14 protein-coding genes are annotated in these 14,708 nt (G+C 65.7%); 10 read left to right on the plus strand and 4 right to left on the minus strand.

Annotated elements, in window-relative coordinates:
• The first annotated feature begins 75 nt into the window (after positions 1-75).
• Positions 76-960, plus strand: coding sequence for a ChaN family lipoprotein (locus L3N39_RS06910; protein ID WP_237256542.1), 885 nt, complete (start codon positions 76-78; stop codon positions 958-960).
• Between the two features lie 175 nt (positions 961-1,135).
• On the opposite strand, the gene L3N39_RS06915 is transcribed toward L3N39_RS06910, so the two are convergent.
• From L3N39_RS06915 to L3N39_RS06925, 3 genes are all read right to left on the minus strand, one after another.
• Complete coding sequence (locus tag L3N39_RS06915) at positions 1,136-1,933, minus strand: Crp/Fnr family transcriptional regulator (protein ID WP_237256544.1); 798 nt, start codon at positions 1,931-1,933, stop codon at positions 1,136-1,138.
• 100 nt (positions 1,934-2,033) lie between these two features.
• Positions 2,034-2,303 (minus strand): TfoX/Sxy family protein, encoded by a 270-nt coding sequence (locus L3N39_RS06920; protein ID WP_237256546.1) that lies wholly within the window; start codon positions 2,301-2,303, stop codon positions 2,034-2,036.
• Between the two features lie 177 nt (positions 2,304-2,480).
• Positions 2,481-4,043 (minus strand): bifunctional aminoglycoside phosphotransferase/ATP-binding protein, encoded by a 1,563-nt coding sequence (locus L3N39_RS06925; RefSeq protein WP_237256548.1) that lies wholly within the window; start codon positions 4,041-4,043, stop codon positions 2,481-2,483.
• Between the two features lie 154 nt (positions 4,044-4,197).
• On the opposite strand from L3N39_RS06925, the gene mrcB reads away from it, so the two are divergent.
• The 3 genes from mrcB to L3N39_RS06940 are packed head-to-tail and all read left to right on the plus strand — an operon-like array spanning position 4,198 to position 7,608.
• Positions 4,198-6,510 (plus strand): penicillin-binding protein 1B, encoded by a 2,313-nt coding sequence (gene mrcB, locus L3N39_RS06930; RefSeq protein WP_237256550.1) that lies wholly within the window; start codon positions 4,198-4,200, stop codon positions 6,508-6,510.
• Between the two features lie 55 nt (positions 6,511-6,565).
• A complete protein-coding gene (locus tag L3N39_RS06935; RefSeq protein ID WP_284691928.1) occupies positions 6,566-7,288 on the plus strand; it encodes a tetratricopeptide repeat protein in 723 nt (240 codons plus the stop codon).
• Positions 7,288-7,608 (plus strand): YqcC family protein, encoded by a 321-nt coding sequence (locus L3N39_RS06940; RefSeq protein ID WP_237256552.1) that lies wholly within the window; start codon positions 7,288-7,290, stop codon positions 7,606-7,608. The genes L3N39_RS06935 and L3N39_RS06940 overlap by 1 nt, the downstream gene beginning before the upstream one ends.
• Here L3N39_RS06940 and L3N39_RS06945 read toward each other — a convergent pair.
• The gene (locus L3N39_RS06945; protein WP_237256554.1) at positions 7,595-8,032 is read right to left on the minus strand and encodes a DUF4124 domain-containing protein; all 438 of its coding nucleotides are present in this window, start codon (positions 8,030-8,032) and stop codon (positions 7,595-7,597) included. The two genes, L3N39_RS06940 and L3N39_RS06945, sit on opposite strands and share 14 nt — an antisense overlap.
• Before the next feature lie 404 nt (positions 8,033-8,436).
• On the opposite strand from L3N39_RS06945, the gene L3N39_RS06950 reads away from it, so the two are divergent.
• The 6 genes from L3N39_RS06950 to L3N39_RS06975 all read left to right on the plus strand — a co-directional run bounded on the left by L3N39_RS06950 (position 8,437) and on the right by L3N39_RS06975 (position 14,417).
• The gene (locus L3N39_RS06950; RefSeq protein WP_237256556.1) at positions 8,437-10,161 is read left to right on the plus strand and encodes an acetolactate synthase 3 large subunit; all 1,725 of its coding nucleotides are present in this window, start codon (positions 8,437-8,439) and stop codon (positions 10,159-10,161) included.
• 2 nt (positions 10,162-10,163) lie between these two features.
• Positions 10,164-10,655, plus strand: a complete 492-nt coding sequence (ilvN, locus tag L3N39_RS06955) for an acetolactate synthase small subunit (protein ID WP_041111129.1) — start codon at positions 10,164-10,166, stop codon at positions 10,653-10,655.
• A 71-nt stretch (positions 10,656-10,726) separates the two neighbouring features.
• Complete coding sequence (ilvC, locus tag L3N39_RS06960) at positions 10,727-11,743, plus strand: ketol-acid reductoisomerase (protein ID WP_237256559.1); 1,017 nt, start codon at positions 10,727-10,729, stop codon at positions 11,741-11,743.
• A 146-nt stretch (positions 11,744-11,889) separates the two neighbouring features.
• The gene (gene pssA, locus L3N39_RS06965; RefSeq protein WP_237256561.1) at positions 11,890-12,729 is read left to right on the plus strand and encodes a CDP-diacylglycerol--serine O-phosphatidyltransferase; all 840 of its coding nucleotides are present in this window, start codon (positions 11,890-11,892) and stop codon (positions 12,727-12,729) included.
• A gap of 57 nt (positions 12,730-12,786) precedes the next feature.
• The gene (gene msrP, locus L3N39_RS06970; protein WP_237256563.1) at positions 12,787-13,794 is read left to right on the plus strand and encodes a protein-methionine-sulfoxide reductase catalytic subunit MsrP; all 1,008 of its coding nucleotides are present in this window, start codon (positions 12,787-12,789) and stop codon (positions 13,792-13,794) included.
• A 44-nt stretch (positions 13,795-13,838) separates the two neighbouring features.
• Entirely contained in the window at positions 13,839-14,417 is a 579-nt protein-coding gene (locus L3N39_RS06975) for a protein-methionine-sulfoxide reductase heme-binding subunit MsrQ (protein WP_237256606.1), read from the plus strand.
• The last annotated feature ends 291 nt before the right edge of the window (positions 14,418-14,708 follow it).

The following is a 14,708-nucleotide window of genomic DNA, read 5'->3' on the forward strand; positions in this document are numbered from 1 at the left end:
GGCGGCGATGGGCTGCCGGTGCGTCTCGTGCGATATTCGGCGAACTCCGTCTGCGCTTTCTTGCGAGGTCTTGCCATGCGCCACTGTCTTGTCCTGATGCTGGTTGCCCTGCTCGGGGCCTGCAGCGCGCTGCCACCGCTGCCGCAATGGCAGGCGAGCGAAGGGCTCGACCATCCTGCGCTCGGGCAGATCCGCGACCTGCACAGCGGGCAACTCCTCGAGCCGCGACAGCTGGTGCGCCGGCTGGCGGCAGCCGAGCGGGTGCTGATCGGCGAGCGGCATGACAATCCCGACCACCACGCCCTGCAGCTCTGGTTGCTGCAGGCCATGGCGCAGCAGCGTCGGCAGGGCAGCCTGCTCCTGGAGATGCTGGTGCCGGCACAGCAGCCGCTGGTCGACCAGGCGCGCGCGGCGATTGCCGACGGTCAGCGGCCGGCCGAGCTGCCGGCGCGGCTGGACTGGTCCGATGGCTGGCCGTGGTCGCTTTACGGCCCGCTGGCCGAGTACGGGCTGCGCCAGCCCGGCCCGCTGCTGGCGGCCAACCTCGATCGCGACGAGATCGGGCGCCTGTATCGCCAACCCGTGGCGCTGTCCGGCGCGCGTTCGACGCATCCTGCGGTGCGCGACGCGCTGGGCGCGCAGATCCGCGCGTCGCATTGCGGCATGTTGCCCGAGTCGCAGGTGCCGGCGATGGTCGCCATCCAGCAGCAGCGTGACCGGCGCATGGCCGAGCGGCTGCTGGCCGCGCCGGCGCCGGCGCTGCTGCTGGCCGGCGGCTTCCACGTGCGGCGCGACCTGGGCGTGCCGCAGCACCTGGTCGACCTGGGGGGCGCGGCGCAGGTGCTGCTGCTGGCCGAGGTCGGCCAGGCGATCGACGCCCGCCAGGCCGATTTCGTCTGGTTCACCCCGGCCCAGCCGCAGGAAGACCCCTGCGCCACCTTCGGCAAGGGCAGGCGATGATTTGCTGCGGGCAAAAAAAGACCCGGCGGGTGCCGGGTCGAAAACCGTGATTAGCCTGATGAGGAGATAACCTGAAGACCGACTGCCTGGGCTTCCTGTTACCGGCTGATCTCGCGATCAGTTAAGAGAATAATAACAATTCTCATTAGTGAGTCAAGTGTTTTGCGAATCAATCTCATGCCGGCGTGGCATGCCTGAGCTGGGTCAGCTCCTTGTTCAGCAGATCGATCCGCCGCGCCATGCTTTCGATCAGGCTGTGGGCGATCCGCGGGTTGCTCTGGGTCAGGCCGATGAACTGCTCCTTGGGGATCACCATGACCGTGCAGGGCTCGCAGGCGACCACGCTGGCGCTGCGCTTTTCGCGGGTGAACACCGCCATCGCACCGAAGATCTCGTCCTTCTGCACGTCGCCCACCTTGTGCCCGTTGACCATGGCTTCGGCGCGACCTTCGATGATGACGAACACGTTGTCGGCCTCGTCGCCCTCGTGGATCAGTTCCTCGCCGGCGGCGAAGTGCTGGAAGCCGGTGGTCGGGCGCAGCTCCGGTTGCTTGAGGCGGGCCAGGGCGTCGGACAGCAGGGCGGTCTGGCCGACCAGATACTGGATGAACAGCTCCTGGCGCTCGGTCGTGGCGTGGATGTGGGCCAGCGCCGCGTCGCGCGGATAGGGCACCAGCAGCAGCGGCTCGTCGCTGCGGTAACGGCACGCCGGCAGGTCGGCGCCCTGGCGCAGGCCGAGCAGGTCGCCCTCGTGCAGGTAATAGAGGGGCTTGTCGTCGATCAGCGCATGCAGCAGGCCGGTTTCGATGACATACAGCTGCTGCGCTGCCAGCTCGACCTCCAGATCCTCGGTGCGCGGGCATTCGATGGCGGGGCCGGCCGGCGCGAGCCCTTCGAGCAGCTGCGTCGGAATGCCTTGCAGGCGCTGGGCCAGGCGGTCCGCATAGGCGGGTTGGTCGCCGAGTAGATACATGTCGACAATCCTTGAGATCGGGGGCGGAACGAGCGATTCGAAGGGCGAACGATAGGCGCGGGCCGGGGGTGAGTAAACGCCGCGCATCGGAGGATGTGAGCTAGCTCCGATTGCGCAATGCCGCCTCCGCACGCGCGTTGAGCTCGGCTTTGACGCCGGCGGGCAGTTCCTGCCAATGAAGGTCACGCAAGGCGCCTTCGATGGCATACAGCAGGACCCGCGAGGCACCGAAGCCGCGTGCCTTGACCGCCGCGTAGCTGGCCACGGCGCCGCGCCTGCGCAGTTCTTCGGCGCTGTGGATGCCGCAGGCATGCAGCCACTGCACGGAGGTCTTGCCGAGGTTGCGCAGATGCAGGAGTTCATCGTGCATGCGTCAATTCGCTCCGTGGCGATGGCCGGGCGCAGGCGGGCGGGCCAGGCCGGTGCATGATGCGCGCTCCGCGGCGCTGAACGGGGCTCGGGGCTGGGGCGTCATGGGCGGGGCACCGTGGGACGATGCCCCGAGTATAGGTGGCGCTGCCGGCGGCTGCCCGGCAGCGCCTTGGCCCTACAGGCCCGGCAGGTGCTGGCGGATGGTCCCGACCAGGCCGTCGAGGCTGGCGGCATCGTTGGTATCCACGCGGCGGGCAACCAGCTGCTCCTGCTCGTCCAGTGGCTCGCGCTGGGCCTGCTGGGCGCGGATGACGTCGAGGTCGGCGTCGGACGGATCGCCGCCCTCGGCCTGGCGCTGGGCGAGCCAGAGCTCGATGACCGCGTCCGGTGCGTGGCAGTCGAGGATGACGAAGGGCACGCCGGTGTCCTCGGCGATGGCCGCGGCCGCCTTGCGCTGGGACTGTCGCAGGTAGGTCGCGTCGATCACCACCGAAAAGCCGGCGCGCAGGCCTGATTGGGCCAGTTGGTGCAGGCGGGCATAGGTGGCCTCGCTGGCGCTCTCGCTGTAGATGCCGGCGGCGAGTTCGCCGCACTGCGCCGTGGGTTGCTCGCCGAGCAGGCGCTTGCGCTCGACGTCCGAGCGCAAGCGGATGGCGCCCAGCGCCTCGACCAGGCGCAGCGCGACGTGGCTCTTGCCGACCGCGGAGACGCCGTGGGTGATGGCCAGGAAGCGCGAGGGAATGGCGCTGTAGCTCTCGGCCAGGTTCGCGTAGCCGCGGTACTGGCGCAGGATGACCTTGCGCTGCACCGGATCCTGTTCCTGGAAGAGGCGGAACAGGCTGACCTTGGCCCGCACCAGGGCGCGATAGGCCTTATAAAGATTGAGCAGCTCCAGCGCTGCGTAGTCGCCGGTCTGCTCCAGCCAGCCGTTGATGAAGCGCCGTGCCTGGCATTTCAGGCCGCGGTCCTCCAGGTCCATGGCCAGGAAGGCGGCATCCGAGGCGATGTCGATCAGGCGGAAGGGGTCGTTGAACTCGATGCAGTCGAACAGCACGACGCGGCCGTCGATCAGCGTCGCGTTGCCCAGGTGCAGGTCGCCGTGGCACTCGCGGATCAGGCCCTGGTCGCAGCGCGCCTGCAGCAGAGGCTGCAGGCGCTCGATGCTGGTTTCGGTCCACTGCTCGAGGCTGTCCAGCTGGGCCAGGTCGCCTGCCTCGCCGAGCAGCGGGCGGATCTGCTCGAAGTTCTGCCGCATCGGCGCGACGATCGCCTGCGGCGTGTTGAGCGGATGGTCCGGCGCGATATGCGGCGTGTTCATGTGGAAGCTGGCGATGCGCGCGGCCAACTGGTCGATATGCGCGTCGGTGAGCTCGCCGCGCGCCTGCAGTTCGGCCAGCAGCTGGCTCTGCGGGAATTCGCGCATCTGCAGGGCGTACTCGAAGGGCGCGTCGGCCTCGCCCAGGCGCGGGGCTTCGGGTGTTCCACCGATCGGCAGCACCTGCAGGTAGAGATCACCCGCCATGCGCTGGTTCAGGCGCAGCTCCTCCTCGCAGAAGTGCTTGCGGGCAGCCAGTTCGGTGAAATCGAGAAAGCCGAAGTCGACCGGCTTCTTGATCTTGTAGGCATAGGGGCCGGTGAGGATGACCCAGGAAATATGGGTCTCGATCACCCGGAACGCCTCGACCGGGTGCGGATAGAGGGCCGGGTTCTGCAACGCGGCGATCAATGCGTGGCTCACGGTCATTCCTTGCTTGAAAGTGGGCATCAGGCGGGCCGGCAGACGCAGGCTGCGCCACGAGGAAAACGCCGGCATTATCACCGCTCGATACGCCGCTGCAAACCGTCGAGAGGCGCGCGGACCTGGTCGGCAAAGCTGCGTATAATGCGCCGCCATGACCAAGTCCCGCTCCCCTCGCAATCGTTCCAGACGCCGCTCCGGCGCGGCCCGGCCGTGGCTGGGCTGGATCGTCAAGCTGTCCATCGTCGGCCTGGTGATCCTCGCCGGCTTCGCCATGTACCTCGATGCCATCGTCCAGGAAAAGTTTTCCGGCAAGCGCTGGACCATCCCGGCGAAGGTCTACGCCAGGCCGCTCGAGCTGTTCACCGGGCAGAAACTGGCCAAGGACGACTTCCTCGCCGAGCTCGGCGCGCTCGGCTACCGGCGCGAACAGGCCGTGTCCGGCCCGGGTGGCCTGTCGGTGGCCGGCAACAATATCGAACTGCACACCCGAGGCTTCCAGTTCTACGAAGGCGCCGAGCAGCCGCGCCACCTGCGGGTGCGCTTCTCCGGCGATTTCGTCGCCGGGCTGAGCGCGGCCGACGGCTCGAGCCTGGCCGTGGCCCGGCTCGAGCCGGTGCTGATCGGCGGGCTGTACCCGGCGCACAACGAGGATCGCATCCTGATCAAGCTGGACCAGGTGCCGCCGTACCTGGTCGAGACGCTGGTGGCAGTGGAGGACCGCGAGTATTTCGAGCATTTCGGCGTGTCGCCCAAGTCCATCGCCCGTGCGGTCTGGGTCAACCTCACCGCCGGCGCCGTGCGCCAGGGCGGCAGCACGCTCACCCAGCAGTTGGTGAAGAACTTCTACCTGACCAGCGAGCGCAGCCTGAGCCGCAAGTTCAACGAGGCGATGATGGCGGTGCTGCTGGAGCTGCACTACGACAAGCAGGAGATTCTCGAGGCCTATCTCAACGAGGTGTTCCTCGGCCAGGACGGCCGCCGCGCGATCCACGGCTTCGGCCTGGCCAGCCAGTATTTCTTCGGCCAGCCGCTGGCCGAGCTGAAGCTGCACCAGGTGGCGCTGCTGGTCGGCATGGTCAAGGGGCCGACCTACTACAACCCGCGACGCAACCCGGAGCGCGCGCTGGAGCGCCGCAACCTGGTGCTCGATCTCCTGGCCGAGCAGCAGGTCGTCAGCCCGGCCGAGGCCGAGGCGGCGAAACAGCGGCCATTGGGCGTCACCCAGCGCGGCAGCCTGGCCGACAGCTCGTATCCGGCGTTTCTCGACTTGGTCAAGCGCCAGCTACGCGAGGACTACCGCGAGGAAGATCTCACCGAGGAGGGCCTGCGGGTCTTCACCAGCTTCGATCCGATCCTGCAGCTCAAGGCCGAGCAGGCGATGAGCGACACGCTCAAGCGGCTGGGCAAGGGCGCCGAGCAGATCGAGGGCGCCATGCTGGTGACCAACCCGGAAACCGGCGAGCTGCAGGCGATGCTCGGCAGCCGGCAACCCGGCTACGCCGGGTTCAACCGGGCGCTGGACGCGGTCCGCCCGATTGGCTCGCTGATCAAGCCGGCCATCTACCTGACCGCGCTCGAGCGCCCGAGCCAGTACACCCTGACCAGCCTGCTGGATGACGAGCCGTTCTCGGTGAAAGGAGGCGACGGGCAGGTCTGGCGGCCGCAGAACTACGATCGCAAGGCCCACGGCCCGGTGTACCTGTACCAGGCGCTGGCCAATTCCTACAACCTGTCCACCGCGCGGCTCGGCCTGGACCTGGGCGTGCCCAATGTGCTCAAGACCCTGCAGCGCCTGGGCGTCTCGGTCGACTGGCCGGCCTATCCGTCGATGCTGCTGGGGGCCGGCGGGCTCAAGCCCATCGAAGTGGCGGATATGTACCAGACCCTGGCCAATGGCGGCTTCAACACGCCGCTGCGTGGCATTCGCAGCGTGCTCACCGCCGAGGGCGAACCGCTCAAGCGCTATCCGTTCCAGATCCAGCAGCGCTTCGATCCGGGGGCGATCTACCTGACCCAATATGCAATGCAGCGGGTCATGCACGAGGGCACCGGGCGTTCGGCCTACAGCCAGATGTCGCGTTCGCTCAACCTGGCCGGCAAGACCGGCACCACCAACGACATGCGCGACAGCTGGTTCGCCGGTTTCGGCCAGGACCTGCTGGCGGTGGTCTGGCTCGGCCGTGACGACAACGGCAAGACCTCGCTGACCGGTGCCACCGGTGCATTGCGGGTCTGGAGCGATTTCATGCGCCGTGCCGACCCCCTGCCGCTGAACATGCCGCTGCCGGATAATGTCGTGCAGGCCTGGGTGGACTCGCGCACCGGGCAGGTCACCGACGAGCGCTGCCCTGGCGCGGTGCAGATGCCCTATATCCGCGGCAGCGAGCCGCCACCCGGGCCGGGCTGCGGCATCCAGGCGCCGGCCGAGTCGGTCATGGACTGGGTCCGGGGCTGGCTGCAATAACAGTGTCGATCCGCCACCGTATTGGTTCGAGAGGTAACAGGTGAACAAGCAAATGATGGCCCTGCTGGCGGTTGCTGCCGTGGTTCAGGGCTGCGCCAGCGTCAATCGTGGCGCCATTCCGGTGGTCGACTCCGGTGCGCCGGTTTCCGAGCAGACCACTGCGCGCCAGGCCTACAGGGCGCCGAGCGGTACCGCGGCGCCGGCGGTCGAGGCGCAGGATTCGGGGGTGACGGTGATGGTGCCGCCGGGTGGCTCGGCACCGCTGCAGACCTACGCCGCGCCCGATCGCGGCATCGTCGGCTCGGTCGACAGCGGTGCGGCGCCCATGCAACAGCCCCTGCAGTCGCAGTGGGAGCCGGGCCCGGCAGCGCCGGTCTCGCCCGGCAGCGGCGTGGCGCCGTCGCGGACGCCTAGCGGCGTGCCGTCGGCGGGTGCGCTGGCGGCCGACGAGCAGCTCGACGGGCCGGTGCTGGCGTTGTTGACCACGGCGCGCCAGCAGCAGGGCGGCGGCGACCTCAACGGCGCGGCATCCAGTCTCGAGCGCGCCCAGCGCATCGCTCCGCGCGAGCCGCAGGTGCTCTATCGCCTGGCGCAGGTGCGTCTGGATCAGGGCGATGCGGTGCAGGCCGAGCAGCTTTCCCGGCGTGCGCTCAGCTACGCCAGTGGCCGGCCGGCACTGCAGGCGAGCCTGTGGGAGCTCATCGCCCAGGCGCGCGAACAGCAGGGCGATGCGGCCGGTGCAGCGGTGGCGCGCGAGCGCGCCAAGGTCAGCCTGTGATGGATGCCCGCGTGCCGGAACTGGCCGATACGCTGCTGCTCATCGAGCGTGAGCTGCGGATGGCCGGGCTCTGGTCGGATTCGGCGCCTTCGGCGCAGGCGTTGGCCAGCTGCGAGCCTTTCTGCGTCGACACCCTGGCGTTCGAGCAGTGGCTGCAGTGGGTGCTGCTGCCGCGCATGAAGGCGATCCTCGAGGGCGATCGCCCGCTGCCGCAGGTCTCCGGGATCAGTCCGATGGCCGAGGTGGCCTTTGTCGAGCGCCCGGTCGGCGGCCTGCTGGCGGCGCTACAGCGCTTCGATCGTTTGCTCAGCGGGGGCTGACGTCGCATTCCTCGGCGATCAGCTTCCGTGCCTCGGCGATCCGCGCCTGGCGTTCCTCCTCGCCGATACGGCGCATCTCGTCGCCTTCCTTGACCCGCACCCGTGGGTTGTTCTGTAGTTGCGCAAGGTTGGTGCGCATCGTCTCGCAGTAGTCCTTGCGCCGGCTGGCCTGCTCGGCCACCTCGCGGCGGACCTTCTCGTCGATCGCGGCCTGCGGGTCTTCTTCGGCTGCCCTCGGGGCTGCGGGTGGCGCCGCCGGCGCCGGCGCCGTCAGGGTGTTGATCGACTCGGCCGCCTGGCCTTGCGGCGGCTGGGCGCCGAAGTGCGTGGTTCCCTGGGCGTCGACCCATTTGTATACCTGGGCGGCCCAGGTCGGGTTGCTCAGGGTGGCCAAGAGGCTGGCGGCGACGAGCATGGCGCGCATCGGGAATCCTTCGTCGGGTTGCTGGAAGGCGCCACTATAACCAAGTCGCTGCAGCGCGCTTCTGCACCAGATCACAGCGCGGCGCCAAGCAGACGCAACGGCGGGCTTGACTTGGCTGCGTCTAATCCGAACAATCCGAGGCTTGCTGTCCTGAGCAGCTCGCCGCAAGCGGGTCTCCGCTCAGTCTGACAAGCATGAGGCGCTACCCGCGCCGACTCCGCATCACCCGCAACGCGTTACCTCGCGCTGGGTGGGACTCCCGCAACACTAGGGCCGTCCCGATACTGGCACGTCAGTGGCTGACGTAGTCGGCGACCACCGTCGCTCATGCCCTGCTCGGCAGTAAACCTATTCCTGGCTCTTCCAAGATGGATCAGCCGTCTGGCGTTTCAGAGGTGAACAACGTGGAACTGTTATCCGGCGCTGAAATGGTCGTCCGCTTCCTGCGTGACGAAGGCGTTAAGTACATTTACGGGTATCCGGGCGGAGCTCTGCTGCATATCTACGATGCCCTGTTCAAGGAGCCCGAGGTGACGCACATCCTGGTGCGCCACGAGCAGGCAGCCACCCACATGGCCGATGGCTATGCCCGCGCGACCGGCAAGGCCGGCGTCGTGCTGGTGACCTCCGGCCCGGGCGCGACCAACGCGATCACCGGGATCGCCACCGCATACATGGACTCGATCCCGATGGTGGTCATCTCCGGCCAGGTGCCGAGCAACATGGTCGGTACCGATGCCTTCCAGGAGACCGACATGATCGGTATCTCCCGCCCCATCGTTAAGCACAGCTTCATGATCAAGCATCCGTCCGAGATTCCGGAGGTCATGAAGAAGGCGTTCTACCTGGCCCAGTCCGGGCGTCCGGGGCCGGTGGTGGTCGATATCCCGAAGGATATGACCAACCCGGCGGAGAAGTTCGAGTACGTCTACCCGAAGAAGGTCAAGCTGCGCTCCTACAGCCCGGCCGTGCGCGGGCACTCGGGGCAGATCCGCAAGGCGGCCGAGCTGCTGCTGTCGGCCAAGCGCCCGATCATCTATTCCGGTGGCGGCGTGATCATGGGTGGGGCCTCGGCGCAGCTCACCGAGCTGGCCAAGATGCTCAACCTGCCGGTCACCAACACCCTGATGGGCCTCGGCGCCTTCCCCGGCACCGACCGCCAGTTCGTCGGCATGCTCGGCATGCACGGCAGCTACACCGCCAACCTGGCGATGCATCATTCCGATGTGATCCTCGCCGTCGGCGCTCGCTTCGATGATCGCGTGATCAACGGCGCGGCGAAGTTCTGCCCGAATGCCAAAATCATCCACATCGACATCGATCCGGCCTCGATCTCCAAGACCATCAAGGCGGATATCCCGATCGTCGGCCCGGTCGACAGCGTGCTGACCGAGATGGTCGCCATCGTCAAGGAAATCGGCCAGGCTCCGAACGTCGAATCGCTGGCCAGCTGGTGGAAGCAGATCGACGAGTGGCGCGGTGGCGGCCGGCTGTTCCCCTACAACGAAGGGGATGGCTCGATCATCAAGCCGCAGAAGGTCATCGAGACGCTCTGCGAGGTCACCGATGGCGACGCCTACATCGCTTCCGATGTCGGCCAGCACCAGATGTTTGCCTGCCAGTACTACAAGTTCAACAGGCCCAACCGCTGGCTCAACTCGGGTGGTCTGGGCACCATGGGCTTCGGGCTGCCGGCGGCCATGGGCGTCAAGCTGAGCTTCCCCGAGGCCGACGTCGCGGTGGTGACCGGCGAGGGCAGTATCCAGATGAACATCCAGGAGCTGTCGACCTGCCTGCAGTACGACCTGCCGGTGAAGATCGTCAACCTCAACAACGGCGCCCTGGGCATGGTTCGCCAATGGCAGGACATGCAGTACAACAGCCGCTACTCGCATTCCTACATGGAGTCGCTGCCTGACTTCGTCAAGCTCGCCGAATCCTACGGTCACGTCGGCATGCGCATCACCGATCTGAAGGACCTCAAGCCGATGATGGAAGAGGCCTTCGCCATGAAGAATCGCCTGGTATTCCTCGATATCGCGGTGGACACCAGCGAGCACGTCTACCCGATGCAGATTCGTGACGGTGCGATGCGTGACATGTGGCTGAGCAAGACGGAGCGGACCTGAGCATGAGACATATCATTTCGCTGCTGATGGAAAACGAGCCGGGCGCATTGTCCCGTGTGGTGGGTCTGTTCTCCCAGCGCAACTACAACATCGAAAGCCTGACGGTCGCGCCGACCGAGGATCCGACGCTGTCGCGCCTGACCCTGACCACCATCGGCCACGAGGACGTCATCGAGCAGATCACCAAGAACCTCAACAAGCTGGTCGAGGTGGTCAAGCTGGTGGATCTGTCCGAGAGCGCCCACATCGAGCGCGAGCTCATGCTGATCAAGGTCAAGGCCACCGGCGCCCAGCGTGCCGAGGTCAAGCGCACCACCGACATCTTCCGCGGGCAGATCGTGGATGTGACGCCGAGCGTCTACACCATCCAGCTTGCCGGAACCAGCGACAAGCTGGACAGCTTCATCCAGGCGATCGGTACCGCGGCTATCCTCGAGGTGGTCCGCAGTGGGGTCACCGGCATCTCGCGCGGTGACAAGGTACTGAGCATCTGACCCGCTGCATCGCGGCGTAGCGTTCAACCAAATTATTGAAGGGCCCACGAGGCCGGTAACAGGGGTAATACATGAAGGTTTCCTACGATAAGGATTGCGATCTTTCGATCATCCAGGGCAAGAAGGTCGCGATCATCGGTTATGGCTCCCAGGGCCACGCCCATGCCTGCAACCTGAAGGACTCGGGCGTCGACGTGGTGGTCGGTCTGCGCACCGGCTCGCCGTCGGTGGCCAAGGCCGAGGCCCATGGCCTGACCGTCAAGCCGGTGCAGGAAGCGGTCGCTTCCGCCGACCTGGTCATGATCCTGACGCCCGACGAATTCCAGGGCCGCCTGTACAAGGAAGAAATCGAGCCGAACCTGAAGCAGGGCGCGACCCTGGCCTTCGCCCACGGCTTCTCGATCCATTACAACCAGGTGGTTCCGCGTGCCGACCTCGACGTGATCATGATCGCGCCGAAGGCCCCGGGCCACACCGTGCGTTCCGAGTTCGTCCGTGGCGGTGGCATCCCCGACCTGATCGCCATCTACCAGGACGCTTCCGGCAATGCCCGCAACGTTGCCCTGTCCTACGCCAGCGGCGTCGGCGGTGGTCGTACCGGCATCATCGAGACCACCTTCAAGGACGAGACCGAAACCGACCTGTTCGGTGAGCAGGCCGTGCTTTGCGGTGGTTGCGTCGAGTTGGTCAAGGCCGGTTTCGAAACCCTGGTCGAAGCTGGCTATGCGCCGGAAATGGCCTACTTCGAGTGCCTGCACGAGCTGAAGCTGATCGTTGACCTCATGTTCGAAGGCGGCATCGCCAACATGAACTACTCGATCTCCAACAATGCCGAGTACGGCGAATACGTGACCGGCCCTGAGGTCATCAACGAAGAGTCGCGCAAGGCCATGCGCAATGCACTCAAGCGCATCCAGAATGGCGAATACGCCAAGATGTTCATCAGCGAAGGCGCTACCAACTACCCGTCGATGACTGCCTACCGCCGCAACAATGCGGCTCATGGCATCGAAGTCGTGGGTGAGAAGCTGCGCGCGATGATGCCGTGGATCGCGGCGAACAAGATCGTCGACAAGAGCAAGAACTGATCGTCAGTTCATGAAAGAACGCGGCTACGGCCGCGTTTTTTCGTTTCAGAAGGGCATTCTTGGTATAAAGCGCCTGGCAGGGCGCTGAACCGCCTCGGGGCGGTCCTGTCCATACTTTTCGAATCTGCAGTAAATGGTGATCGCGCATGACCGAACATCCTGACGAGCCGAATACGCTCAATGAGCCGGAAAGCTTGTTGCCCATCGACGAACATGTCGAGGAAACCCACGATCCCGACGGCCGCAAGGTCCGTCACCGCGGCATCTACCTGCTACCGAACCTGTTCACCACTGCCAACCTGTTCGCCGGCTTCTTTGCCATCATCAGCGCGATCAACGGCAACTTCCACGTCGCCGCGGCCACCGTATTCGTCGCCATGGTGCTCGACAGCCTGGACGGTCGCGTGGCACGCCTGACCAATACCCAGAGTGCCTTCGGGGCCGAGTACGATTCGCTGTCGGACATGGTCGCCTTCGGCCTGGCGCCGGCCGTACTGGCCTATGAATGGGCGCTCTCGGAGCTCGGCAACGTCGGCCTGACGGTCGCCTTCATCTATGTCGCCTGCGCCGCGCTGCGCCTGGCGCGCTTCAATACGCAGATCGGCAAGGTGGACAAGCGCTGGTTCATCGGTCTGGCCAGCCCGGCGGCGGCCGGCGTGGTCGCCGGCTGGGTGTGGGCCGTCTGGGCGCTCGATGAACCAGGCATACCGGGGGGCGAGCTGCCGCTGGTCGTGATCATGCTCTTCGCGCTGATCGTGGCGGCTGCGGGCCTGCTGATGGTGAGCAACATCAAGTACCACAGCTTCAAGGACCTGGATCTCAAGGGGCGCGTGCCTTTCGTCGCGATCCTGGTGGTGGTGCTGGTGTTCGCCGTGGTGTTCAGCGATCCGCCGCGCGTGCTGTTGCTGATCTTCCTCGCCTATGCCGTATCGGGCCCGGTGCAACACCTGGTCCAGCTCCGTCGGCGCCGGCACGTCGAGGGTTGATTTTTCGCCGGGCCGCGCGCTCCATGGTTGCAATCCTTGCCTTGGAGCGACGCGACCATGCTGATTCATCTCGGCGGCCCTTCTTGTCGGGAAAGTGAGGTTACTCCGGAGTCGATCTATTTCAGGCGTCGCGATCTGCTGCGTGCCGGCGCGGGTCTGGCGCTGGGTGCGATCGCGGCTCGCGCGCATGCGGGCGCGCCCTCGTATGAAGCGGATGGGCGGGCCGCTGCGGTGCCGCCGTGGCTGCAAGCGCGTCTCGGCTCGGTCCGTTGGCAGGCAGTGGTGGCGGAGAATGAGAGCATCACGCCGTTCGGCGATGCCTCCGGCTACAACAATTTCTATGAGTTCGGACCGGACAAGGATGACCCGGCACGCCATGCTGGAAAAATGAAGACCGAGCCCTGGTCGGTCGTCGTCGATGGAGAGGTTGGACGCCCCGGGCGCTTTGCCTTCGAGGATCTGCTGCCACGGCGCGGGCTGGAGGAGAGGATCTACCGCCTTCGCTGCGTCGAAGCATGGTCGATGGTGATTCCCTGGCTCGGCTTCCCGCTGGCTGAGCTGATCAAGCGTTTCGAACCACTGTCGTCGGCGCGGTATGTCCGCTTCGAGACGCTGCTGGCGCCGCAGGACATGCCAGGTGTCCGTTCCAGCTTCTCGCTGATCGACTGGCCCTATGTCGAGGGGTTGCGGATTGATGAGGCGATGCATCCGCTGACCTTCCTGGCCGTGGGCATGTACGGTCGTGAATTGCCCAATCAGAACGGCGCCCCGCTGAGATTGGTCGTCCCGTGGAAGTACGGCTTCAAAAGCATCAAGTCGATCGTTCGGATCAGCCTGGAGCGCGATCAACCGCGGACGAGCTGGCAGTCGATCGCTCCTTCCGAGTACGGCTTCTATGCCAACGTGAACCCGGAGGTTTCCCACCCGCGCTGGTCCCAGGCGAAGGAGCGCAGGTTGCCCAGCGGGTTGTTCAGTCCTGACATTCGCGAGACTCGGCTGTTCAATGGCTATGAGAGCGAAGTGGCGGATCTCTATCGCGGCATGGATCTGAGGCGCGACTATTGAGGCCGTTCGGACGACTGCGCGGCCTGATCTTCCTGGCTGCTGCGATGGTGCCCTTGTATTGGTTGTGGTTGGCCCTGACGGCCTCTCTGGGGCCGGATCCAGGCAAGGAACTGGTCGATCGGCTCGGGCAAGGAGCGTTGGTAATGCTGCTGCTCTGCCTCTCGATGACGCCCTTGCGCAGGCTGACCGGTTGGTCCGGCTGGATGGCATGCCGCCGGCAGCTTGGGCTTTGGAGCGCGTGTTACGGCACGCTTCACGCGACGGCCTATCTGGCCTTCCTGCTGGGCTGGGAGTTTGCAAGGCTGGCGACGGAGATCCCCGAGCGTCCCTATATCTTCGTCGGGCTGGCAGTGCTGCTGGGCATGGTGCCGTTGGTGGCGACATCCACCCAGGCGGCAAGGCGACGTCTCGGGTCTCGTTGGGTGCGGTTGCATCGAGGGGTATATCTACTGCTGGCGTTGGCTCTGTTGCACATGCTGTGGGTGGTGCGCTCCGATCTTGGTCTATGGGCGCTTTATGCTGCGGTCGGCGCGGGCCTGCTGCTGATGCGGCTGCCGCCGGTTGCAAGCACGTTGCAAAGGGCGCCCGGATTAATGACGCGGTTTCTCAAAAAAGGCTGTTGACGCCCTCCGAAACCCGCCTATAATGCGCACCACTTTCGCAGCGCACTTCGATGGAAAAGCCTGATAAATCAACAGGTTAGGAAGTCGAAAGGGGTTGCAAAGGCGGCGGATTCGAGTAGAATGCGCCGAGCTGGCAGGGTGAGGTTGAAGCGCTGTCGGTGTCTCGTTCGAAGCTCGGGTGGGGCGGTGAAAAAGGTGGTTGACAGCGTAAATTGACGCTGTATGATTCGCCTCCCGCTTCAAGAGGTTGAGAGATCGGCGAGGCGGCAAGCGATTGAGTAGAAAAGAAAA

Source organism: Pseudomonas oligotrophica (assembly GCF_021726475.1).
Classification (GTDB): domain Bacteria; phylum Pseudomonadota; class Gammaproteobacteria; order Pseudomonadales; family Pseudomonadaceae; genus Stutzerimonas; species Stutzerimonas oligotrophica.